The organism is Microbacterium sp. Root166 (assembly GCF_001427145.1).
Lineage (GTDB): Bacteria > Actinomycetota > Actinomycetes > Actinomycetales > Microbacteriaceae > Microbacterium.
In genome coordinates, this window is the sequence record NZ_LMGL01000001.1 from 770,050 (window position 1) to 793,082 (window position 23,033).

The 23,033-nt window shown below is 70.0% G+C and carries 21 protein-coding genes; 7 read left to right on the forward strand and 14 right to left on the reverse strand.

Annotated elements, in window-relative coordinates; genetic code table 11:
- Positions 1–70: 70 nt before the first annotated feature.
- Together ASD56_RS03430 and ASD56_RS03435 are read right to left on the reverse strand one after the other, a co-directional pair.
- A complete protein-coding gene (locus tag ASD56_RS03430) occupies positions 71–673 on the reverse strand; it encodes a DUF1349 domain-containing protein (RefSeq protein WP_055961182.1) in 603 nt (200 codons plus the stop codon).
- 75 nt (positions 674–748) lie between these two features.
- Positions 749–1,081 carry a YciI family protein gene (locus ASD56_RS03435; protein WP_055961185.1) on the reverse strand — a complete coding sequence of 111 codons (333 nt, stop codon included), beginning with the start codon at positions 1,079–1,081 and terminating at the stop codon, positions 749–751.
- Between the two features lie 165 nt (positions 1,082–1,246).
- Between ASD56_RS03435 and ASD56_RS03440 the strand changes: the two genes are divergently transcribed.
- A complete protein-coding gene (locus ASD56_RS03440; protein ID WP_055961188.1) occupies positions 1,247–1,897 on the forward strand; it encodes a hypothetical protein in 651 nt (216 codons plus the stop codon).
- A 7-nt stretch (positions 1,898–1,904) separates the two neighbouring features.
- Here the strand turns inward: ASD56_RS03440 and ASD56_RS16120 are convergent, their stop codons facing one another.
- From ASD56_RS16120 to ASD56_RS03470, 7 genes are all read right to left on the reverse strand, one after another.
- Entirely contained in the window at positions 1,905–2,078 is a 174-nt protein-coding gene (locus tag ASD56_RS16120; protein WP_157535747.1) for a hypothetical protein, read from the reverse strand.
- A gap of 201 nt (positions 2,079–2,279) precedes the next feature.
- Positions 2,280–8,339, reverse strand: a complete 6,060-nt coding sequence (gene pulA, locus ASD56_RS03445; RefSeq protein WP_082541224.1) for a pullulanase-type alpha-1,6-glucosidase — start codon at positions 8,337–8,339, stop codon at positions 2,280–2,282.
- Between the two features lie 279 nt (positions 8,340–8,618).
- Entirely contained in the window at positions 8,619–9,080 is a 462-nt protein-coding gene (locus ASD56_RS03450) for a hotdog fold thioesterase (RefSeq protein ID WP_200947452.1), read from the reverse strand.
- Positions 9,077–10,261, reverse strand: coding sequence for a bifunctional 2-methylcitrate synthase/citrate synthase (locus tag ASD56_RS03455; RefSeq protein WP_055961190.1), 1,185 nt, complete (start codon positions 10,259–10,261; stop codon positions 9,077–9,079). Before ASD56_RS03455 ends, ASD56_RS03450 begins: the two co-directional genes overlap by 4 nt.
- A 34-nt stretch (positions 10,262–10,295) precedes the next feature.
- The gene (gene prpB / locus ASD56_RS03460) at positions 10,296–11,195 is read right to left on the reverse strand and encodes a methylisocitrate lyase (protein ID WP_055961193.1); all 900 of its coding nucleotides are present in this window, start codon (positions 11,193–11,195) and stop codon (positions 10,296–10,298) included.
- Positions 11,195–12,721, reverse strand: a complete 1,527-nt coding sequence (locus tag ASD56_RS03465; protein ID WP_055961196.1) for an MmgE/PrpD family protein — start codon at positions 12,719–12,721, stop codon at positions 11,195–11,197. Before ASD56_RS03465 ends, prpB begins: the two co-directional genes overlap by 1 nt.
- On the reverse strand, positions 12,718–13,356 hold the full coding sequence (locus ASD56_RS03470) for a GntR family transcriptional regulator (RefSeq protein WP_055963575.1): 639 nt from the start codon (positions 13,354–13,356) through the stop codon (positions 12,718–12,720). The genes ASD56_RS03465 and ASD56_RS03470 overlap by 4 nt, the downstream gene beginning before the upstream one ends.
- Positions 13,357–13,520: 164 nt before the next feature.
- Between ASD56_RS03470 and ASD56_RS03475 the strand changes: the two genes are divergently transcribed.
- From ASD56_RS03475 to ASD56_RS03490, 4 genes are all read left to right on the forward strand, one after another.
- Positions 13,521–14,489, forward strand: a complete 969-nt coding sequence (locus ASD56_RS03475; protein ID WP_055961199.1) for an ABC transporter ATP-binding protein — start codon at positions 13,521–13,523, stop codon at positions 14,487–14,489.
- Complete coding sequence (locus ASD56_RS03480; RefSeq protein WP_055961202.1) at positions 14,486–16,105, forward strand: ABC transporter permease; 1,620 nt, start codon at positions 14,486–14,488, stop codon at positions 16,103–16,105. Before ASD56_RS03475 ends, ASD56_RS03480 begins: the two co-directional genes overlap by 4 nt.
- Positions 16,106–16,125: 20 nt before the next feature.
- Positions 16,126–16,596, forward strand: a complete 471-nt coding sequence (locus ASD56_RS03485; RefSeq protein WP_055961204.1) for a GbsR/MarR family transcriptional regulator — start codon at positions 16,126–16,128, stop codon at positions 16,594–16,596.
- Positions 16,597–16,734: 138 nt separating this feature from the next.
- Positions 16,735–17,259 carry a ribonuclease H family protein gene (locus tag ASD56_RS03490; RefSeq protein WP_055961207.1) on the forward strand — a complete coding sequence of 175 codons (525 nt, stop codon included), beginning with the start codon at positions 16,735–16,737 and terminating at the stop codon, positions 17,257–17,259.
- Positions 17,260–17,321: 62 nt separating this feature from the next.
- On the opposite strand, the gene ASD56_RS03495 is transcribed toward ASD56_RS03490, so the two are convergent.
- The 3 genes from ASD56_RS03495 to rlmN are packed head-to-tail and all read right to left on the reverse strand — an operon-like array spanning position 17,322 to position 20,102.
- Complete coding sequence (locus ASD56_RS03495; protein ID WP_055961210.1) at positions 17,322–17,798, reverse strand: NUDIX domain-containing protein; 477 nt, start codon at positions 17,796–17,798, stop codon at positions 17,322–17,324.
- A 4-nt stretch (positions 17,799–17,802) separates the two neighbouring features.
- A complete protein-coding gene (locus tag ASD56_RS03500) occupies positions 17,803–18,816 on the reverse strand; it encodes an aldo/keto reductase family protein (RefSeq protein WP_055961213.1) in 1,014 nt (337 codons plus the stop codon).
- 41 nt (positions 18,817–18,857) lie between these two features.
- The gene (gene rlmN / locus ASD56_RS03505) at positions 18,858–20,102 is read right to left on the reverse strand and encodes a 23S rRNA (adenine(2503)-C(2))-methyltransferase RlmN (RefSeq protein WP_055961217.1); all 1,245 of its coding nucleotides are present in this window, start codon (positions 20,100–20,102) and stop codon (positions 18,858–18,860) included.
- A 78-nt stretch (positions 20,103–20,180) separates the two neighbouring features.
- Here rlmN and ASD56_RS03510 point away from each other — a divergent pair, with 78 nt between their 5' ends.
- Positions 20,181–21,059 (forward strand): hypothetical protein, encoded by an 879-nt coding sequence (locus ASD56_RS03510; protein WP_157535749.1) that lies wholly within the window; start codon positions 20,181–20,183, stop codon positions 21,057–21,059.
- A gap of 24 nt (positions 21,060–21,083) precedes the next feature.
- Positions 21,084–21,722, forward strand: a complete 639-nt coding sequence (locus tag ASD56_RS03515; protein ID WP_055963578.1) for a LysE family translocator — start codon at positions 21,084–21,086, stop codon at positions 21,720–21,722.
- 3 nt (positions 21,723–21,725) lie between these two features.
- Here ASD56_RS03515 and ASD56_RS03520 read toward each other — a convergent pair whose 3' ends face one another.
- Entirely contained in the window at positions 21,726–22,103 is a 378-nt protein-coding gene (locus ASD56_RS03520) for a VOC family protein (RefSeq protein WP_055961221.1), read from the reverse strand.
- A 24-nt stretch (positions 22,104–22,127) separates the two neighbouring features.
- Entirely contained in the window at positions 22,128–23,027 is a 900-nt protein-coding gene (locus ASD56_RS03525; RefSeq protein ID WP_082541225.1) for an SDR family oxidoreductase, read from the reverse strand.
- Positions 23,028–23,033: the final 6 nt, after the last annotated feature.

The window sequence follows — 23,033 nt, forward strand, 5'->3', positions numbered from 1 at the left end:
TTTGGCACGGTGCTGATTTTACATGGACGTCCATGTAAATGCGAGGGAGACCGAATATCGGCTCGAGCGGTCAGCTTCCGTCGCGAAGGTCACCGAGGGTGCGCTGCTCGAACGCGATCTCTGCGAACTCGACGTCGCACCCCTCGCCCATCGGGCTCTGCGCCTCGAACCCGAACTGGGCGACCGACGTGTCGGGCAGCGCGAAGTACCGGACGAACGCCCACCTCGACCCGTCCGTCGAAGCGTGGAAGGCGTAGGCCGAGCCGATCCGCGCAATGCGCACCCACAGTTCCTCTGCCTCGACGGTGAAGCCGTTGGCGTCATCGGAAACTCCGCGCGTGACGACCGAGACGGCCATCGGCTCCCGGTCGGGCGAGTACTCGAAGCACAGCTTCGCCCAGTGCTGCTCATCGACCCAGATCAGCAGCACGCCGGCGTCGAAGGTGGCTCGGAATCCCACCCGCACGCGGGCCGAGAGGACGAAGTCGCCGGCAGGCGGCGTGCCGAGCAGCCTCACGGCGTCGAGCTGCGCACTGCCGTCACCGGCGGGGTCCGCGAAGAGGTCGCTGCGCTCGGCCGCGCGGGTCGCCACCTCGTTCGCGCCCACCCGCCAGTCGGGGTGCGCCGACGACAGCGGGAACGGCAGGCCGGAGATCGTGTGAGAGACAGTCATAGCGACGAGTATTCCGGGTGCGGACGCGGCGACCCCGGGCACTGGAGTGCGCCCGGGGTCGGTCGGCTCAGCGTCCTACTCGTCCCACGGCGCGAAGGCGCGCAGTTCGATCTGCCCGTTCCGGGCCATCGGATGCCGCGACGCGATGTCGATCGCCTCGTCGAGATCGGCCACCTCGAGGATGTCGAAGCCCAGGATCACCTCGCTCGTCTCGGCGAACGGACCCCGCGTCGTGAGGACCTTGCCGCCGCGAACGCGCACCACCGTCGACTCGGCGGGCGGCGCCAGGACCTCGCCGATGACCCGCTTGCCGCTGGCGTCGAGCGGGTCGACCCATAGGTCGATGTCGGACTCATCCGGCGACGAGTCGGGCTGCGGGTCGCTGACGACGAACATCATGTACTTCATGGTCTGATCCTTCCGTGGCGGGGCGGCCACACACCACCCTCACTTCGGGCGTCGCACGGCCCACGGCGAAGTCGACACTTCGTCTCAGATTCTTTCCGCGTACGGTCGACCGCCGGCTGTGGATGGATACCGGATGCGGCATCCCGCCGCCGATAGGTTCATCCCATGCGCGCACGACACGTCCCCGCCTCGCTCGTCGGAGTTGCCCTGTTGCTGACGGGCTGCGCCCCCGCCTTGTCACCGGCCGCGGCGCCCTCGCAATCGGCGATCGCGGAGTCCCCGACTCCGACGCCCACGCCCGCTCCCCCCGGTGAGCTGATCATCGGGATCGAGGGCGTCACGTACACGAACGACGGCGAGATGACCGAGTTCTCATACGCGGACGACGGAGAGGCTCTTGTCGTGCTCGTCGAAGATCTGACGGGGGAAGAGCCGCAGGCCGAGGAGATCGACCTCTACGGAGAACCGTGGGGCACTCGGCACACGTGGGATGAGGTAGTCGTCACCGTCACCACCGACGGGAGCGCGAGCGTCAGCCTCCTCGCGCCGTCCGTGGGCGACGTTCCGGTCGAGACGCTGGAGGGTTTGTCCGTCGGCTCAAGCCGCGCGGCGGTCATCGCCGCGGGCGGTCGTGACGGTTGGGATGCCGACCAAGACGGGATCGCCGACTATCTCGACCTCGGGGAGTTGAAGGTTGCAGATACTCAGTCGCTCCAGCGGCCTGGCGAGGTCGGAATCGTCTTCGTCACCGTGCAGGTCGATGACGGTGCCGTCGTCAGGATCCAGGCGCCGGCGAACGACTTCTCGGACATTTGACCGTCGCCTAGAAGGCGTCGAGCAGCCCCGCCCCGAACACGAGGAACGCCGCTGCGGTCGCCAACCCCAGCGTGACCGCCACCACAGCGACGACCAGGATGTTGCCCGCCACGGCGAGGAGGAGCGCTCCGGCGGCCGAGATTCCACGGGCGGACGTCTGGATCGGGCTGGTCGCTGTCATGCCTTCGACGCTACGGAGCACGTCAGCGCAGGGCGTCGGCCTGAGGTATCACGCGCATCCCCCGGAGGGATGATCCCGTGGCCCGGCGCCGTCGAACGCCGGCGCGGTGAAACGGGCGGGCGAAACCGCAGCCCGGAGCCGTCGAGCCCCCGAACTGAGCGATTTCGCCCGCCCGTTTCTCAGCGATGCACGAACAGCCCGCTAGTAGATCAGCACCGGCACCGGCACCACCGACCGCGAGTCTGCGAAGCCGGCGCCGCCGTCGAACGAGATGCGCAGCAGGTGCACGCCCCGGGCGAGCGCGGGCAGAGCCACCTTCACCTTCCCGTTGTCGGCCGCCGTCAGCTCTACCGTCGCGACGACCGTGCCGCGATCGGTCACGGTGACCGTGCCGACCGGAGCGGCGCCGTCCGCCGAGACGACCTTTCCGACGACGTTCACGGTCGAGCCCTGCTTCGCCACGAGCCGGTCCGGCGCCGCGAGCACCGCCGTGCGCGCGTCGGCCTTGTCGACCAGCACGACCGCGGAGCGCGCCGGGATCGTGACCTGGCCGGTCGCGGCATCCCACTGCGTCGTCTTCACCACGGCATCCGCACCCCCGGCCTGGATCGCGTTCAGCGCGAACCCTCGACCGGCGAGCTCGGGCAGAGTCTGCGTCGCAGACTCGGGCGAGGCGTTGAAGACGACCAGCGCTCCCTCGAGCTCGGGGTCGACGTCCTCACCCACGAGGTCGTCGATGAGCATGATGAGCACGCCCGGCGTGGCGCCGGGGCCGCTGCCCGGGAACGACACCTTCTCCTGGATGAGCTCGGCCGATCCGAGGCGGAGCAGCCCCACCTCTTCCCTCACCCGCAGCAGCTCGAGAGCGGATGCCTCGGCCGCCGCGATGTCGGTGGCTGCGGGCTTGAGCGTCGGGTCCTCGAGCAGGGGCTTCATCGTCGGCCACTTGTCGACGTTGTCCGCCGCGCGCGGCAGGCCCGAGCCGAAGGTCGACTCCTGTCCGGTCCAGTCGATGCGGTTGAACCAGTCGCCCGAGTTGTAGCTGTTGCGGTCGAGCGACTTCGAACGCAGCAGCTCCGTGCCGGCGTGCCAGAACGACGGGGTCTGCGAGAACGTCGTCGTCGCGAGCGACAGCGTGTTCATGCGCACACGGTCCGCCATCGAGGTGTCCACCGGCAGCTTCAGCACCGACAGGTCGTAGAGCGTCTCGTTGTCGTGAGCGTCCACGTACGTGATGATCTCGTCGGGCTGGTCGGCGTAACCGGCCGGAGCGCCGCGGTAATCGAGCTCGTCGCCCGCCTTGACAGTCCCGTCCGACGCGGTCAGCGTGAAGTCGCGCAGGTTGCCCGCGAGACCCAGCTTCACCAGATCGGTCTGGTGCGCGAGGTCCGCCAGCGCCTGCTCGGGCGTGCCGTTGATGGGCGCGCCGTTCGGGTCGGTGCCGAGGCCGGTTCCGAAGCCCTGCTGCTGGAAGGTCTCGCCGGCCACCGGGCTGCCGCCGTGCACGGCGTCGCGGAGACGGTCGGTGAACGTGCCGATCCCGGTGCCGCCCAACTGTCCCTGCGTGGCCTGCTCGAAGAGGGCGTTGTTCGCGACCTCGCCGAAGTTCCAGCCCTCGCCGTAGAGGTAGATGGCGGTGCCGTCGACGCCGTCCTTCTTGAGCGTCAGCTCGTCGAGAGCGGCCCGGATCTCGAGCATGTTCGCCTTCGAGTGGTGGCCCATGAGGTCGAAGCGGAAGCCGTCGACCTTGTAGTCGCGCGCCCACGTGACGACGGAGTCGACCATGAGCTTCTGCGCGACCTCGTGCTCGGTCGCCACGTTCTGGCAGCAGGTCGAGGTCTCGACGTTTCCGGCCAGGTTCAGGCGGTGGTAGTAGCCCGGCACGACCTGGTCGAGCACCGACTTGTCGGCCTGGCCCGCCGCGGCGGTGTGGTTGTACACCTCGTCGAGCACGACCTGCAGGTCCATGTCGTGCAGGGCACCCACCATCTCGCGGAACTCGTGCACCCGCGCGCCGCCCTCGGGGTCGACGGCGTATGAGCCCTCGGGAGCCGAGTAGTGGTACGGGTCGTAGCCCCAGTTGAAGCCGTCGGCGTCGACGACCTTCTCGATGCACGCCTGCTGCTCTTCGCTGCCGGGTCCGAACGAGGCCAGGTCGCAGTCGGGCACGGCCTGGGCGGACCGGTCCTCTTCGATCGAGGCGATGTCGAACGACGGAAGCAGGTGCACCGTGTTGATGCCGGCATCCGCGAGCTCACGCAGCTGAGCGGTGCCCGCGCTGTCGCGCGTGAATGCCCGGTACGTGCCGCGCTCCTCCTCGGACACCGTCTCATCGGTGATCGAGAAGTCCCGGATGTGCAGCTCGTAGATCGCGCGATCGACGGGCCTGTCGATGACCGGAGCCTTCGCCTTCTCCCACTGCTTCGGCTTCCACTGCTTGTCGGCAAGGTCGATCGCCACCGAGCGCTCCGAGTTCAGCGTCAGCGCGAGCGAGTACGGGTCGGTGACCTGGTTCGTCTCGATCTCCCCCGTGGTCGGGGCGTAGACCGCGAGCTCCCACAGGTACTCGTCGCCCTTCAGCGCCTTCGCACCCGCAACGCTCCAGATTCCGGATGCCGCGTCCCACGTCGCCCCGTGGCGCACCGGGTCGCCGTCGGCGCCGGCCTCCCACGTGAGCAGCGTCGCGGACTGCGCGGTCGGCGCCCACACCCGGAAGACCGGCGCGCCCTTCGTGAACGTCACGCCCAGCGTCACGTCGGAGACCGCGTCGGCGTAGAGGTCGTCGAGGACGCCCGGGATCTGCACCCCGGTGTACGCCTTGAGGATGCCGCCGGCATCGCGCTGCGACACCGTGAGCTGACCCTTCAGCAGGGCCGCGGCATCCGCTCCGTCGATGCGCAGGGCGGTGAAGCCGGCGAGCGCGGGGAAGCGCTCTTTCTGCTCGGCGGTGAGGCCGCCGTCGATCCGGGCGAGGTCGATGGCGTCGCCGCCGCTGATCTCGCCGTCGGCGAGGGCGAGGGTCGCGTCGGCCGAGGCGTGCAGCTGCCACGAGGCATCCGCTGCCGTCGAGCCCAGATCTGCCGGCCAGGCGATGGTCTCGGCGTCGATCCAGTGCGCGCGCAGTTCACCGGTGCCCGCGAGCGGCGGGTCGCTGGCCTTCACCGTGAGGACGTGCGTCTCGAGGTTGTAGCGGAAGGTGACGACCTTGCCCTCGGTGGCGCTGAACGTGATGTTCGCGCCGCCGGGTGCGCCACCGGCGCCGTAGTTCTCGTCCCAGCTGAGGTTGTGCGCGACCTTGACCTCGTACGAGCCCGTGGGCAGGTCGTCGGTCGTGAACTGGAAGACGCCGTCCGCGTTGCGGTCGAACATCATGGTCGCGACGCACTGGGGCTGCCAGTCGTCGGTGCAGCCGAGCTCCTTCTGCAGCGAGCCGGGCAGCGTGATGACGGGCCCGTCGGCCGTCGACCAGATGTTCTTCGTGCGCGAGTCGAAGTAGAAGGTGATGGCTCCACCGTCGTGGGACAGCGCGATGTCGGACCCGCCCGGCGCTCCGCCGGTGCCGTAGTTCTCGGCCCAGCTGCCCTCGGTGGCGATCTTGTAGAAGTAGTCGCCTGCGGCGAGGTCGGGAAGCGCAAGGCGCCAGATGTCGCCCTCGGCCTTCACCATCTGGACGTTCGCGCACGGGGGCTGCCAGTCCTCCGGGCACCCTGCCTCGGAGTTGAAGCTGCCGGGCACGCTCACCGAGCCGTACTCCTTGGGCTCCTGCGGCTCGGGCTCTTCAGGCTGCTCGGGCTCTTCGGGCTCCTCGGGGACGGTCACGTTGACGCGGTGGCCGACGGAGGCGTAGGTGGATGCCGCGGAACGCTGGCCCGCGGCATCCGTCGACACCGCCCGGTACTCGACCAGCGTGCCCGCCGCGAGCCCCGCCGTGTCGTGGAAGACGCGGGGCGACGTGTCCTCGGCCGTGCCGAGGGCGTGCCACTCGTCGTCGCCGACCACGCGCCACGAGAAGCTCGTCTCGGCCCAGACGCTGTCGGGGATGTCGGCACCGATGGGCGTGACTCCGCTCAGCCCGGCGCCCGCTTCGGGCACGGTGACCGTGATCGCGCCCGCCTCGGTGGGCGCGGTGACCGGGCCGTCGGCCGTGAAGACGACCGACGACAGCGCAGGCACGGTAACCGAGCCGACCCCGGCTGCGTCCGTCGTGAACGCCGCGCCTCCGCCGTACAGCGGCGCGAAGGCGGCGTCCGTCGTCAGCGTCGAGATCGACACCGTCTTGGCGGCGGTGGAGTTGTTGGTGGCGACGAGGTACTCGACCTTGTCGCCGCGGTCGACGCGGCTGAACGCGTAGACGCCGGACGCGTCGTCGGCGAGGCGCTCGATCTGCGCGCCCGTCGACAGCGCCGGGTGCTCGGAGCGCAGCGCCGACAGCGCGGCGATGTGCTCGTACAGCGGGGCGTCGGTGGTGTAGCGGTCGACGCTGCCGGCCTGCTCGCCGGTGACGAGCGGCTGGTTCGCGTACGCGGCGGTCTCGGTGGCGAACAGCGTCTGGCGGGCGTCTTTGTCGCCGCCGGCGCCGGCGAAGCCCTGCTCGTCGCCGTAGTAGACGACGGGCTGGCCGCGCGTCAAGTACATCAGCTCGTGCGCGAGCTCATCACGCTGGAGCGCGTCGGCGCCGGCGAGGAAGTAGCCGATGCGGCCCATGTCGTGGTTGCCGAGGAAGGTCGGCAGCGCCGTGGCCGACGAGTCCGGGGTGGTGTACATGTCGTCGCCGGCGAACAGCGTCTGCAGCGCGGTCGGCTTGCCTGACACGCCGCCCTTCGCGTACGCGGTGGCCTGCGCCTGGAACGTGAAGTCGAGCACGGAGTTCATGTCGGAGTTCCGTACGTACGGCGAGAGCTTGGCAGGGTCCGCGTCGTACACCTCGCCGAACATGAAGAACTCGTCCTTGCCCTGGGCGTGGGCGTAGTCGAGGACTTCGGCCGACCACTCCTCCCAGAACTCGAAGTTCACGTGCTTGGCGGTGTCGATGCGGAAGCCGTCGATGCCGAGGTCGATCCAGTCCTGGTAGACGTCGACGAAGCCGCTCACGACCGTCGGATGCTCGGTCATGAGGTCGTCGAGTCCGACGAAGTCGCCGAAGGTGACGGACTCGCCGGCCCAGGTCGAGTCACCGCGGTTGTGGTACAGCGTGGGGTCGTTCAGCCACGCCGGAACCTTGACCTCGGCGTCCTCTGCCGGGATGACCGGCGTGTACGGGAAGCTGGTCGCCGGATCGAGGTCGGGGAACTGGCCGGTCCCGGCATACGTGCCCGGATCGAAGGCGACGCCGGTCGCATCGAGGTACGGGCTCGTCGCCTGCGGGACGTAGGCCTGCGTGCCTTCTTCGTATCCGATGACGTCGGCGGTGTGGTTCGTGATGATGTCGAAGTAGACCTTGATGCCCCGTGCCTGGGCGTCGGTGATCAGGGCCTTGAGCTCGTCGTTCGTGCCGAGGTGCGGGTCGATCTGGGTGAAGTCGGTGATCCAGTACCCGTGGTAGCCGGCGCTGGCGTCGGTGCCGGTGCCTTGGACCGGGCGGTTCTTGAAGCTCGGCGTCAGCCACAGCGCCGTGGTGCCGAGCCCGTCGATGTAGTCGAGCTTCTCGCGCAGGCCGGCCAGATCGCCGCCGTGGTAGAAGCCCTTGTCGGTCGGGTCGAAGCCGTGCTCGAGCCGGTCGCCCTCGATCCCCGCGGTGTCGTTGGCGGGGTCGCCGTTGGCGAAGCGGTCGGTCATGACGAAGTAGAACTGCTCGTCGCTGCCGGGCTGGCGCACGGGGTCGGCGACGAGCGTGCTGTCGTCCTCGGTGTACCCGGCACGCAGCGACTGCGCCTCGACGCCGACGCGCTTGGTGTTGTCGTCGAACACGAACCGCAGTGTCGCGGGTCCTGCGATCTCGAGCGGGATGTCGTTGCCGTCGATGCCGTACGCCTCGGTCCACGCGTTGTCGACGGCGACCTTGTACGCCCACGACCCGGCCGGCACCTCGAAGGTCTTGGCGTAGACGCCGGGCGTGCCGGTGGCGACGAGGTCGGTGACGTCGCAGTCGGGCTGCCAGTCGCCCGGGCAGCCGAGCTCCTGCTGCAGCGAGCCGACGAGTGCGAAGCTGCGTTCGGCGGCGGCGGCGGGCGCCGCGGCGACGATGCCCCCGGTGAGGATCAGGGCCGACGCGGTGAGGATCGCGGCGGAACGGCGGACACGTGCGGATGTCGGCTTCGACACGGAAGTACTCCTGGGGGAGAGAGGGCACGGCGACGTGCCAGTGGTGCAGTGTGTCGCCGACGCTAGCAGCGGATGCCCGAAAACTGCAAGCGCTTACATCATGAGAATGCGCTCATTCTGGGCGTCCCGAGCATGCGCTGGTCCCGCGGCGGATGCCTGAGCGCAACCGCTTGCACTGCGTGCGGCATGACCAGTTCGACAGAGATCGCCACTTTGCGAGACCGCACGGTGCGTAATGGTGTTGCGAAGTGGCGATCTCCTGCGAAGTGGCGACGCGCCTCAGGCAGCGCCGCGCTCCCCCGGGGTCCCGTACGTGCTGCGCTGCTCGATGACGGCGAGCGTGCACCGCGAGATGCACGCGAGCTTGCCGGCCTCGTCGACGATGCGGACCTCCCACACCTGCGAGCGACGCCCGATCGCCACCGGGGTCGCCGTCGCCGTCACCCAGCCGGTGAAGACCGGGCGGATGTGGTTGGCGTTGATCTCCTGTCCGACCACGTGGAAGGTGTCGCGATCGACCGCGAGGTAGCCGGCCCACGAGGCGAGGGTCTCGGCGAGCGCGACCGACGCACCGCCGTGCAGGACGCCGGCGGGCTGCACGGTGCGGCCGTCCACCGGCATCCGTCCCACCAGCGCGTCGTCGCGCAGCTCGACGATCTCGATGCCGAGGTTCTCGATCAGGGTTCCCTCGGCCATCGCGGCCAGGTCGATGCCGGCGACGTCGCCGACCCAGAGGCTCACTCGGCGGCCTCCTCCGCACGCTCGGCGGCCGCCGTCACGGCGGCGTCGGGCACATAGCCCTCGATGTGCCGCTCGTCGGGTCCGTTGTACTCCGACAGCGGGCGGATGAGCGCGTTCGAGGCGAGCTGCTCCATGATGTGCGCCGTCCACCCGGTCACGCGGGCCGCGACGAAGAGCGGCGTGAAGGTGAGCGTGTCGAAGCCCATCAGGTTGTACGCCGGGCCCGAGGGGTAGTCGAGGTTCGGGTAGATGCCCTTGCGGCCGACGAACTCGGACTCGAGCGTGTCGTAGAGAGCCGCGACATCGGGGCGGTCGTAGTGCTCGACGAGCGTGTCGAGCGCGGCCTTCATCGTGGGCACCCGCGAGTCGCCGCGCTTGTAGACGCGGTGGCCGAAGCCCATGATCTTGCGCTTCTCGGCGAGCGCCTCGTCGAGCCACGGTCCGACGTTCTCGGCGGTGCCGATCTCGTCGAAGATGTGCAGCACCGCCTCGTTGGCGCCGCCGTGCAGCGGACCCTTGAGGGCGCCGATCGCTCCGACGACGGCCGAGTACAGGTCGCTGAGGGTCGAGGCGATGACCCGGCCGGTGAACGTCGAGGCGTTGAACGAGTGCTCGGCGTACAGGATCATCGAGCGGTTGAAGGCGTCGACGACGACCTCGTGCGACTCCTCGCCGAAGGTCATCCAGAGGAAGTTCGCCGCGTAGTCGAGGTCATCGCGCGGGGCAACGGGCTGCTGGCCGCGACGGCGGCGCTGGCCGTAGGCCACGATGGCGGGCAGGACCGCGAAGAGACGGATGCTGCGTGCGAGGTTCTCCTCGGCGCTGCCGCTCACCTCGAGCACCGAGCCGGTGCCGGCGAGGTCGCGCGCGCCGATGAGGCTGACGGCCGTGCGCACCTCGTCCATCGGGTGCGCGTCGACGGGCACCAGGTCGATCGCGGCGCGCACGTCGGCCGGAAGCGACCGGTACGCGCGCTCGGTCGCCCGGAGCTGCGCCAGCTGCACGTCGTTGGGCAGCTCGCCGTGCCACAGCAGGTACGCCACGGCCTCGAACGACTGGGTCGCGGCGAGCTCCTGCACGGGGTAGCCGCGGTACAGCAGCGAGTTCGTCTCGGGGTTGACCTTCGACACGGCGGTGTAGTCGACGACGACCCCGGCGAGGCCCTTCTTGATGTCGGTCATGTGGTGCTCCTTGGCTCTGGGGCGGTCGTGGCGCTCAGCGCTCGATCTGGAAGTCGAAGACGTTCTGGTCGAAGTGGTTGTACTGCTCGTAGTCGATGAGGTCGTACAGGTCGGCCCGGTGCTGCATCTCCCCCAGCTTGGAGGTCAGGTGTCCCTCGTCGTTCAGGGTGTCGAGGGCGCGGGATGCCGCTCCCATCGCGATGCGCAGCAGCGAGACCGGCCAGATCACGATGTTGACGCCCGCGTCGCGCAGCTGATCGGACGAGAAGAGCTCGCTCTTCCCGAACTCGGTCATGTTCGCGAGGATCGGCACATCCAGAGCATTGCGCATCGCCTCGAACTCGGCCAGGTCCCGCATGGCCTCGGGGAAGATCGCGTCCGCTCCGGCATCCACCAGCGCCTTCGCCCGGTCGATCGCGGCATCCATCCCCTCGACGGCCCGGATGTCGGTCCGGGCCATGATCAGGAAGTTCGGATCACGGCGTGCGTCGACGGCGGCCCGGATGCGCTTGACGGCGGTGTCCTCGTCGACGACGGCCTTGCCGTCGAGGTGCCCGCAGCGCTTCGGGTTGATCTGGTCCTCGATGTGCGTGCCGGCGAGCCCGGCGTCCTCGAGCGTCTGGATCGTGCGCGCGACGTTCATGGGCTCGCCGAACCCGGTGTCGGCGTCGATGATCGCGGGCAGGTCGGTCATCCGGGCGATCTGCTGCCCGCGTCCGGCGACCTCCGTGAGCGTCGTCAGGCCGATGTCGGGAAGGCCGAGATCGGCGCTCAGGACGGCGCCCGAGATGTAGACGCCCTCGAAGCCCTTCCGCTCGATGAGCCGGGCCGACAGCGGATTGAACGCCCCCGGGAAGCGCAGCAGCTCACCCGAAGCGAGCCGCTCGCGGAAGACGCGGCGTTTCTCGGCGGCGGAGACGGTGGAGTACAGCATCAGAAGAGGCCCTTGGGCGCCGGCGCGGCGGCGAGCACGCCGAACTCCGCGACGATGTTCAGCTGCTGCACCTCTTCGGCCGTCAGCTCGGGCAGGCGCTCGGCGAGGCCGAGGAACCGCTCGATCTCGTCGGTCGAGAGCACGGGCTCGGCGAGGATCCGGAACTTGCGGATGTAGTCCTCGCGGGCGAACGGCCGGGCGCCGAGCGGGTGCGCGTCGGCGACGGCGATCTCGTCCTCGATGACCGTGCCGTCGGTGAGCGTGATGACCACGCGGCCGCCGAAGGCCTTCTCGTTCGGGTCGTCGGAGTGGTAGCGGCGCGTCCACTCGGCATCCTCCGCCGTGGTGATCTTCTGCCACAGCGCGACGGTGTCTTCGCGGCCCGCGCGCTCGGGGGCGTACGACTGCACGTGGTGCCAGCCGCCGTCCTGCAGTGCGACGGCGAAGATGTATGGGATCGAGTGGTCGAGCGTCTCGCGCGAGGCCTTCGGGTCGTACTTCTGCGGGTCGTTGGCGCCCGAGCCGATCACGTAGTGCGTGTGGTGCGAGGTGTGCAGCACGATCGACTCGACGTTGCTCGGGTCGACGACCTCGGGGTGCTCGCCGTGGAGCTTGCGGGCGAGGTCGATCCAGGCCTGCGCCTGGTACTCGGCCGAGTGCTCCTTCGTGTACGAATCGAGGATGCCGCGCTTGGCCTCGCCGGCGCCGGGCAGGGGCACGTCGTACGAGGCATCCGGTCCGTCGAGCATCCACGCGATGACGCCGTCTTCGCCTTCGTATATCGGGCTCGGCGAGGTCTCGCCGCGCATCGCGCGGTCGACGGCCTCGACGGCGAGCTTGCCGGCGAAGGCCGGGGCGTGCGCCTTCCACGTGGAGATCTCGCCCTTGCGCGACTGGCGGGTCGCTGTGGTGGTGTGCAGCGCCTGGCCGACGGCCTGGTAGATCGTCTCGACGTCGAGGCCGAGGAGGGTGCCGATGCCCGCGGCGGCCGAGGGGCCGAGGTGGGCGACGTGGTCGATCTTGTGCTTGTGCAGGCAGATGGCCCGCACGAGGTCGATCTGGATCTCGTACCCCGTCGCGAGGCCGCGCACGAGCGCCGCCCCGTCGGCGCCGACGTGCTGGGCGACGGCGAGGATCGGCGGGATGTTGTCGCCGGGGTGGGAGTAGTCCGCCGCGAGGAAGGTGTCGTGGTAGTCGAGCTCGCGCACGGCGACCCCGTTCGCCCACGCCGCCCACTCCGGCGAGGTGCGGCGCTCGAGCGCGCAGCCGAAGATCGTCGCGCCCTCGCCGCCGACCGACACGGCGTGATCGAGTGCCTGCTGGCGCGCTGCGCTCACCGGCGAGCGGGTGAGGGATGCCGCGGCCACGGCCGCGTTGTCGATGACGCGGTTGATGATCATGTCGACGACGTCGGCGTCGACCTCGACCGGATCGGCGGCGACCTCGGCGATGTGCCAGGCGAGCTGCCCTTCGCGCGCGAGGTTCTCGTCGCTGCGGTGGACGCGGAGGTGGTGGATGACGGTCATGATCGTCCTTCGGTGAGGGATTCGAGGATGTTGGTGAGCGCGTTGTGCAGGTGCACGTGCGTGGCGTGCGCGGCCAGGTCGGCGTCGCGCGCGGCGATCGCCGAGGCGATCAGGCGATGCTCGGCGACGGATGCCGCGAGCCGGTCGGGGTTGTCACGCGCGAGCCGGCGCACGCGCACGAGGTGGGTGCGCACGGTCCGCAGGGCCGCGGTGAGGTAGTCGTTGGCGACGGAGGCGTCGAGCTCCTCGTCGAAGCGTCGGATGACGGCGTAGTACGCGTCGAGCCCGTCCCGGCCGATGAGGTCGGCGTCGGCGAACTCGCTCGCGAGCTCACCGAAGGCCGCGGCATCCCCTCGCTCTGCGGCGAGCCGGGCCGCGGACTCCTCCAGCGCACGACGCAGCTCGAAGATCTCGCGGATGTCGCCGGCGTCGATCGCCGTGACGACCGTGACGCGAGCGGACTGCTGGGCGACGAGACCGTCGGCGGCGAGACGCCCGAGCGCTTCGCGCAGCGGCGTGCGGCTGACCCCGAGGCGGGCGGCCTGCTCGACCTCGCCGAGGACGGTGCCCGGCGGCAGAGCGCCGTCCTGGATCTCGTCGAGGAGCGTCGAGTAGGCCCGGTCACTTGCTCTCATCGTGCGCACCTCCTCGATCGACAACGACTCATTGTATACATAAGCGGACCTAGCAGACCAGTCGGCTCCCTTTCCGGGGTAATTCGTATACAAAGCGTGTTCGTCGGCGGTCAGATCGCAACACAGTATTCACAAATCTGTGAAACGGGCGTAGCGTCGGCCGCATGACCGACGTCATCCGCACCTCCGCCTTGACCAAGCACTACGGACGGGTCCACGCCCTCGACGGGCTCGACCTGGCCGTCGGCGAGGGACAGGTCCACGGCTTCCTCGGACCGAACGGGGCCGGCAAGTCGACCACGATCCGGGTGCTCCTGGGCCTCGCGAAGGCGACCGGAGGTGCGGCATCCGTGTTCGGAGCCGATCCGTGGCGCGATGCCGTCGCGCTCCACCGTCGCATCGCCTACGTGCCGGGGGACATCAGCGTGTGGCCGAACCTCTCCGGGGGCGAGGCGATCGACCTCATGGCGCGACTGCGCGGGGCATCCGTACGCGGCGCAGAGTATCGCGGCGAGCGCGAGCGGCTGAGCGAGGCATTCCAGTTCGACCCGCGCAAGAAGGGTCGCGCGTACTCGAAGGGCAACAGGCAGAAGGTCGCCCTCATCGCCGCGTTCGCCGTGCCGGCCGATCTGTACATCCTCGACGAGCCGACGAGCGGGCTGGACCCGCTCATGGAGGTGATGTTCCGGCGCGAGATCGCCCGCGTCCGGGCCGCGGGTGCCACCGTGCTGCTGTCGAGCCACATCCTGTCCGAGGTCGAGCAGCTGTGCGACCGGGTCTCGATCATTCGTGCGGGAAAGATCGTCGAGTCCGGCACGCTCGACGAGCTGCGCCATCTCACGCGCACCGAGATCTCGTTCGAAGGCTCGGATGCCGCGGCCGCAGCCGGCATCGCGGGAGCCCACGATCCCCTGCTCGAGGACGGCCGCGTGAGGTTCACCGTCGACAGCGACGCCGTCGCCGGCATGCTGCCCGAGCTCGCCCGGCGCGAGGTCGCCGGTCTGCGGATCAACCCGCCATCGCTGGAGGAGCTCTTCCTGCGCCACTACGGCGATGACCTCTCGAACGACGCGCAGCGCCACGAGCACCCGGCCGGCGTCGCGAGCGACGACGAGCTCGAAGGCGCCCGATGAACGCGTTCGGCGCGCTCCTGCGGCTGCGTCTGCGGCGCGACGCGGTGCAGCTGACGATCTGGACGCTCGGGATGCTGCTGCTCGCCTACGGATCGGCGGCGGGGGTGACCGAGAACTTCGGGACCCTCGAGGAACGGACGTCACTGCTCTCGCTGGCCGTCGCCAACCCGGTGATCCTGCTGTTCCGCGGCCTGCCCTCCGGGACGGACGAGGGATCGTTCATCGTGTTCCTCGTGCTGCCGTTCCTCGCGATGACGGCGGCGCTCATGGCATCCTTCCTCGCCGTGCGCCACACGAGGGCCGAAGAGGAGTCGGGCCGGGCCGAGCAGGTGGCGGCGACGACCGCCGGCCGATGGATGCCTGTCGCGGCGACCCTGGTCCACGGCATCCTGTCGTCTGCCCTGCTCGGAGCCGCCGCAGCGCTGGCGTTCCTGCTGAGCGGGCTGACACCGGCCGGAAGCCTGCTGACGGGCACCTCGATCGCGATCGTCGGCGTCGTCTTCCTGTCGGTCGGGCTGCTGTCTGCGCAGCTGTTCTTCAGCGCCCGCGCGGCCAACTCGCTGACCGTGGCCGTTCTGGTCGGGACGTTCATCGTCGGCGGTGTCGGCAACGCCGTCGGCACGGCCGACGACTCCCTGACGCGCATGACGAGCAGCGGCCTCGCGTGGGTGTCGCCCTTCGTGTGGGCGGAGAATGTTCGCCCCTTCGCCGACGACGACGTTCGGCCCCTGCTGCTCGCACTCGGCGCGTCCGCCGTGCTCGTGACCGTCTCGCTCGCGCTCCAGGCGGCGCGCGATGTCGGGTCGGGAGTGTTCGCGGCGCGCCCCGCGCGTGCAGAGGCAACGGCGCTCCTCTCCGGTCCAGCGGGGCTGGTGTGGCGGCTGAGCGCCGGCTCACTCGTGGCATGGGCCGTAGGGGCCGCGGTCATCGGCCTGCTGTCCACCTCCCTCGCCTCGGTCGTCCAGGAGGTGGCGTCGGACAACCCGGCTGTGCAGGCGATCCTGCAGCAGCTCGCCGCCGAGGGCTCGATGGATCAGGGGCTCATCGTGACGTTCTTCGTGATGGTCGGCGTGCTGGCGGCCTGCTTCGGCGTGCAGACGGTGCAGCGGGCGCGGCAGGAGGAGACGCACGGCACAGCCGAGGCGACGCTCGGGACTCCGGTCGACCGGGCCGCCTGGCTCGGCGCCTTCCTGGTCGTCGCCCTCGTTGGCATCGCGATCATCGTCGCCGCCGCGGTCGCTGCGGCGACGGTGGCGCTCGCGGTGAGCGGCGGGGACTCGTCATTGGCCGCGGACGCGCTCCTCGTGGGTGCCGGTCAGGGCATCGCTGCGATGGTGTTCACGGTGATCACGGCGATCGTCTTCACTCTCGCCCCGCGCCTCACGATCGGCCTGGGCTGGGCGCTCGTCCTGGTCGCGGCCTGCCTGGCGCTGTTCGGCACGATCTTCGGACTCGACGACGACATCGTCGCGCTCTCGCCGTTCGCCGCGGTGCCGGTCCCCGACGGCAGCGGCATCGACGGCAACGGGGTCGGATGGCTGGTGATCGTCGCGGTGGCCGGGGCAGCGGCATCCCTCACCCTGATGCGGCGACGCGAGCTGGCACCCGGAGGATAGGTTCGAGACGGGGAGGTGCGATGACGGTGGAGCATCCGGGTGTGGACGCCGCCGAGCAGGCGGCGGCACTGCTCGCGGCCGCGGGCATGGCGCGCATGCCCGCGCGCGTGATGATGGCGCTGGTCGGCTCTCCCGACGAGGGGTACACCGCTGCGGAGCTCGCCGATCGCCTCGGAGTCTCGGCGGCGGCGGTCTCGGGCGCCGTTCGCTACCTCGTGTCGATGCGCCTGATCCAGCGGCTGTCCCGGCCGGGTGACCGCCGGGACAGGTACGACCTCACCGACGACGCCTGGTCGGGCATGATCACGTCCAACGCACCGCTCTACGCCGCGCTCGCCGCACACATGGATCGCATCGCGGATGAGAACGAGCACGCGCCGATCTCGGTGGCGCGAGCGCGTGAGATCGCCGACTTCCTGCGATTCCTCACCGAACGGATGCCGCAGCTGACCACCGAGTGGCGGGCGCAGCGCGAGCCGGGCACCGGGTAGCCGAGCATCCCGTCATGCGCACCCGGCTGCTCGTCTGTGCGAGATCGTCGTTCCGCGGGAGTCCCGAGGTCGATTTCGCACAGATGAACGGGGTCGGGCAGCGCGAGCCGGGCTCCGGGGCCGGGTAGCCTTGCCCGAGTGACCGACCGCTACATCGTTGCCACCGACGGCGCCTGCAAGGGCAATCCCGGACCGGCCGGATGGGCCTGGGTCGGCGAGGACGGCCACTGGGCCGCCGGCTCGATCCCCGTCGGCACCAACAACATCGGCGAGCTGATGGGCCTGCTCAAGGCCATCGAGGACCACCCCGACGTCGAGCACCTCGTCGTGCAGGCCGACTCGAAGTACGCGATCGACACGTACACGAAGTGGATGGACGGACACCGCCGCCGCGGCTGGAAGACCTCGACCGGCGCGCCCACGAAGAACATCGACCTGCTCGAGCAGCTGATCACGGCGCGTGACGCGCGCCGGGCCGTCGGGCTGCCGGACGTCGAGCTCGAGCACGTGCGCGGTCACTCCGGGCACGTCCTCAACGCGTGGGCCGACGAGCGGGCCGTCCGGGCGTCCGAGCACGCCGCGAAGGGCGTCGCGAGCGCGTGGTCGTCGCTCGGTGGCAAGGAGCTGCTCGACGTGTCGTCGGCCCCGAAGAACGGCCGCTGAGCCCGGGACATTTCGTCTCGTCGCTGCGCTCCTCGCTCAACGACCGAGGGCAGCGCCGCGGCTCACGCGCCGGCGGCGGCCAGGTGCTCCTCGAGCGCGTCGACGGCCGGGCGCTGGCCCTTCACGAGCTTCTCGCGGGCCTCGGGCAGCGGCATCCACTCGACCCTGTCGACCTCCGGAGAGGACGCCGTCTTCCCGGAGCGCGGCGGCCACTCCAGGTCGAACTCGCCGAACTCCAGGTCGTCCAGCGAGAGGCCGGCGCCGTCGGCCACGAACACGGTGACCCGCTTGCCCGACGAGTAGGCGTAGGTGCCGAGCTCGGCGTAGGGCACGTCCGGCGCGTCGATGCCGAGCTCCTCACGGAACTCCCGGCGCGCGGCATCCAGTGCCGGCTCTTCCCCGTCGGCGAACTCGCCCTTCGGGATCGACCACGCGCCGGCATCCTTCGCGGCCCAGTACGGTCCGCCCATGTGCGCGATGAGCACTTCGGGGTCAGGATCGAGCCGGTACAGCAGGATGCCGGCGCTCGTGGTCGCCACAGCGTCAGACCACGCGGGTCTTCGGCGACACCGTGTAGGTGTCTTCGGGGTCGTCGTTGACGGCGCCGGCGAGGGCGGTGTCGATCGCGGCCATCGTGTCGGCGTCGAGAACGACACCCGAGGCCTTGACGGTGTCGGCCAGCTGCTCGGGACGCGACGCGCCGACCAGCGCGGCCGCGACGTTCTTGTTCTGCAGCACCCACGCCACGGCGAGCTGCGGCATCGAGAGCCCGGCGTCGGCGGCGATGGGCTTGAGGCGCTGCACGGCCTCGAGCACCTCGTCCCGCAGGAAGCTCTTGATGAATCCGGCGCCGCTCTTCTCGTCGGTGGCGCGCGAGCCCTCGGGCACGGGCTGGCCGGGCAGGTACTTGCCGCTGAGCACGCCCTGCGCCATCGGCGACCAGACGATCTGCGAGATGCCGAGCTCCTCGGACGCCGGCACGACCTTGCCCTCGATCACGCGCCACAGCATCGAGTACTGCGGCTGGTTCGAGATGAGCTGGATGCCGTAGCTCTTGGCCAGCGCCGCGCCCTCGCGCAGCTGCTCGGCGGTCCACTCCGAGACGCCGATGTAGAGCGCCTTGCCCTGGCGGACGACGTCGGCGAACGCCTGGAACGTCTCCTCGATGGGCGTCTCGTAGTCGTAGCGGTGCGCCTGGTACAGGTCGACGTAGTCGGTGCCGAGGCGCTGCAGCGAGCCGTTGATCGACTCCATGATGTGCTTGCGCGAGAGGCCGGTGTCGTTGGGGCCCTTGGGACCGGTGGGCCAGTAGACCTTGGTGAAGATCTCGAGCGACTCGCGCCGCTGACCCGCGAGGGCCTTGCCGAGCACGGTCTCGGCGGCGGTGTTCGCGTAGACGTCCGCGGTGTCGAAGGTCGTGATGCCGGCATCCAATGCCGCATGCACCGTCGCGATGGCCGCACTGTCGTCGACCTGCGAGCCGTGCGTCACCCAGTTGCCGTACGTGATCTCCGAGACCTTGAGACCGCTGTTGCCGAGATACCGATAATTCACCATCCCTCCACGCTAGCGGCGGGACGGATGCCGAGGGCCGGTGCTCAGGTCTCGAGCGGGGTGACCGCGGCGACGGCTTCGTCGTCCTCGGTCGCGACGAGCTGCCCGCAGGCTCCGTCGATCTCCTTGCCGCGGGTGTCGCGCAGCGTCGTCGGGATGCCGGCCTCGTTGAGACGGCGCACGAACTCGTTCTGCACCGGAACCTCGGACGCGGTCCAGATCGATCCCGGCGTCGGGTTCAGCGGGATCGGGTTCACGTGCACCCAGCCGCGGCCGCGGGCGTTGAGCTTCTCGGCCAGCAGGTCGGCGCGCCACGCGTGGTCGTTCATGTCCTTGATGAGCGCGTACTCGATGGACACGCGGCGCCCGGTCTTGTCGAAGTAGTCGCGGGCGGCGTCGAGGGCCTCGTCGACCTTCCACCGCGAGTTCACCGGGATGAGCTCGTCCCGCAGCTTGTCGTCGGGCGCATGCAGCGACAGCGCGAAGGTCACCGGGATGTCCTCGTTCGAGAGCTTGGTGATCGCGGGCACGAGGCCGACCGTCGACACCGTGATGCCGCGGGCGCTCATGCCGAGGCCGTGGTCCTTGTCGGTCATCACGCGGACGGCCTGCATGACGCGGGCGTAGTTGGCCAGCGGCTCGCCCATGCCCATGAACACGATGTTCGAGACGCGGTCGGCGGAGTGGTCGTCCTTCTTCTTGCCGCCCAGGCCGCCGTCGGCGATGAGGCGGTTGGCGCGCACGATCTGCTCGACGATCTCGGCCGCCGACATGTTGCGCGTGAGGCCGGCCTGACCGGTGGCGCAGAACGGGCAGTTCATGCCGCAGCCGGCCTGCGACGACACGCACAGCGTGATGCGGCCGGGGTAGCGCATGAGCACCGACTCGACGAGCGCGCCGTCGTGCAGCTTCCAGAGGAACTTGATGGTGTCGCCGCGGTCGGTCTCGAGGCGCTTCACCTCGGTGAGCAGCGGCGGCAGCATGCCGTGGACGAACTCGTCGCGACCGTCCGCCGGGAGGTCGGTCATCTCCGCGGGATCGTGGGTCCAGTGCTGGAAGTAGTGCTTCTCGAGCTGCTTGGCGCGGAAGCCCGGCAGGCCCAGCTCCTTGACCTTCTCGACGCGCTGCTCGGGGGTGAGGTCGGCCAGGTGCACCGGCGGCTTGCCGCGCTTGGGGCTGGCGAACTGCAGGAGCGGCCGGCCCTCGGCATCCTTCTTCTGGGACCACCCCTCGGTCGCCGGACGAACCTGTCGGGGCTTCGTGGCGCGCACGGGGGGCTGGGTGGTCATGGATTCGAGGGTACGGGACGCGCCTGAGCGGATGCCGGAGGACTAGCGTGAGCGTGTGGCACACGCGTGGGAGCGGTGATGGATGCCGCGGAGCGGGCCGAACTGGGTGAACTGCGTCGGCGCGCCTTCGGACCCGCGCCCGACATCGAGGCGGACGCGGTCTCACTGGCGCGCCTGATCGAGCTCGAGGAGCTCGCGCTGCACGAGCGGGAGCCGCTCGCCCGGGAGGTCGACGCGGAGCCCGAGGTGGTCGCGCCCGAAACGCCGCCCGCGTCGAGCACTGCTGCGGAGTTGCCTGCACCGGCGCACGACGCAGCGGTCTCCGATGCCGACGTCCCTGAGGTTTCGCCGCAGCCGGCGCCCGCCCCGACCTCCCGCCGGGGCCGCGTCGCGTTCGCCGCCGTCGTCGGCGTGGCCGCGATCGCCGCGGCCGGGGTGTGGTTGAGCGGTCCCGGTGACCCGTCACCCGTCGCCGCCCCGAACGCCACGCCGACGTTGTGGGCCGAGGCCAGTCCACCGTCGTACGAGGGGCGGGAGCAGTTCTCGTTCGCGCAGGACTCGGATGCCGTCGAAGTCATGCGCATCTGGCTGGGCGGGTACTTCGGGCAGACCATCGATGCGTCGGGCGACGAGTACGTGCCGGACTTCCCGACGAGCGGCGTCGTCACCTGGGCGTCGCCGCTCGGCGAGTACTACGGCTGGGACCTGTGGATCGCCGGAGCGGACGGCATGATCCAGCGCGAGCACTGCCTGCTCATCGAGCAGGGCTCCGAGCGGCGCTCACGCTGCGTCCCGGCGGCGCTGCGACCCAACGCCGCCCTGATCGTCTCGGTGCCGTTCGCGGTCGTCATACCGGAGGAGCGTCCGAGCGTGCTCGACGACGGCGAGCGCCTCGGGTTCTGGTGGGGCGAGGACGACGCCATCGTGGTGCTCGTGGGGGACGACCCCGCTCTCTGAACCCACCGGCACTATCGTGTGCACGTGGTCCCCCTCGACAACCTCCTCGCCTTCACGCTCGCAGCCGTCGTGCTCATCATCATCCCCGGCCCGAGCGTGCTGTTCACGATCGGACGGGCACTGGCGCTCGGGCGCATCGGCGGGCTGCTCAGCGTGCTGGGCAACGCGCTCGGCCTCCTGCCGGTGATCGGCCTGGTCGCGCTGGGCGTGGGCGGCCTCGTGGCGCAGTCGGTCGTGCTGTTCACGATCGTGAAGGTCGCCGGCGCGGGCTACCTCGTGTATCTCGGCATCCAGGCGATCCGGCACCGCTATCGCACGGCGGCCGAAGCCGGCGGCGGTGTGGCACCGCGTTCGGCCTGGCGCCAGCTCGGCGAAGGCTTCGTCGTGGGGATCACCAACCCGAAGACCATCGCGTTCTTCGTCGCGGTGCTGCCCCAGTTCGTGGATCTGTCCGCGGGCGCCGTGCCGCTCCAGATGATCCAGCTGGGGCTCGTGTTCTTCGCGATCGCGCTCATCTCGGACGGCGCGTGGGCGCTGGCCGCCGCGGGCGCACGCACGTGGTTCGGCAAGTCGCCGAAGCGGATCGCGACGCTCTCCGGCATCGGCGGCGGTCTCATGATCGGGCTCGGCGGACTGCTGCTCTTCACCGGCAACGAGCACTGATCCTCACTCGGGCGGGGCGGATGCCGCGGTCCCGAGGTTCACGAGATTGCCGTCGCAGTCCCGCGCCTGCGCGACCCGCTCACCCCACGGCATGTCGGCCGGCTCCTGCTCGGCCATGCCGCCCGCGGCGATGAAGGCGGCGTACGCCGCGTCGACGTCATCCACGTAGAACCAGAGTGCGACCCGGTCGCCGACGGTCGCGGCATCCGGAACCCGGCCGATGCCGAGCGAAGCCGGCCCGAGTTCCAGCGCGACGTAGTCGTCATCGTCGCCGCTCGCGAAGCGGTAGACCACGGTCGCGTCGAGCGCCGTCTCGTAGAAGCGGACCAGCCGCGGCAGGTCGCGCGTGTTGAGGATCGGGAAGAGGCTCTGCACCGCCATGGCGCACACCCTAGCCCGTGCCGGTCAGCCCAGGAAGATGTCGGGGAAGAGCTGGTCGTCCGGAGTCCCCGGCACCGCCGCATAGCCCGAGAAGTCGGTCACCCCAGCCTCGGCCAGCACCTCTTCGACGATGAGCGTCTGGCCGGTGTACTCCGCGGCCGGCTTGAGGAAGACCTCGTAGGCGGCATCCGCGTACACCTCCGGCGTGCGGCTGACCTTCATCATCGCGTCGCCACCCAGCGCGAACTGCACGGCCGCCGTCGCGATCGTCGTCGCCGGCCACAGCGTGTTGGCCGCGATGCCGAGCTTCGCGAACTCCACCGCCATGCCGAGCGTCGCCATCGTCATGCCGTACTTGGCCATCGTGTAGCCGGTGTGGGCGCCGAGCCACTTCGGCGCGAGGTTGAGCGGCGGCGACAGGGAGAGGATGTGCGGGTTGGCGGAGTCCTTGAGGATCGGCGCCGCCGCGCGCGAGAGCATGAAGGTGCCGCGGACGTTGACGTCCTGCATGAGGTCGTACTTCTTCGCCGGCAGGTCGAGCGAGCGCGACAGGTCGATGACGCTGGCGTTGTTGAGCACGATGTCGATCCCGCCGAACTCGCCCTGGGTCTTGAGCACCGCCTCGGTGACGTCGTCGTCGTTGCGGACGTCGCCCACGATCGGCAGCGCCTGGCCGCCGGCCTCGCGGATCTGCTCGGCCGCCGAGTGCACCGTGCCCTCGAGCTTGGGGTGCGGCGAGTCGGTCTTGGCGAGCAGCGCGATGTTGGCGCCGTCGCGGGCGGCGCGCAGCGCGATGGCCAGGCCGATGCCGCGGCTGCCGCCGGACATCAGGATGGTCTTGCCCGCGAGTGGGCCCACGCGCCCGGAGGCTCCGAGCGACGCGCCAGCGGCGCTTGGAGTGGGCGTGGGGAGCTTGTCGGTCATCTCGGT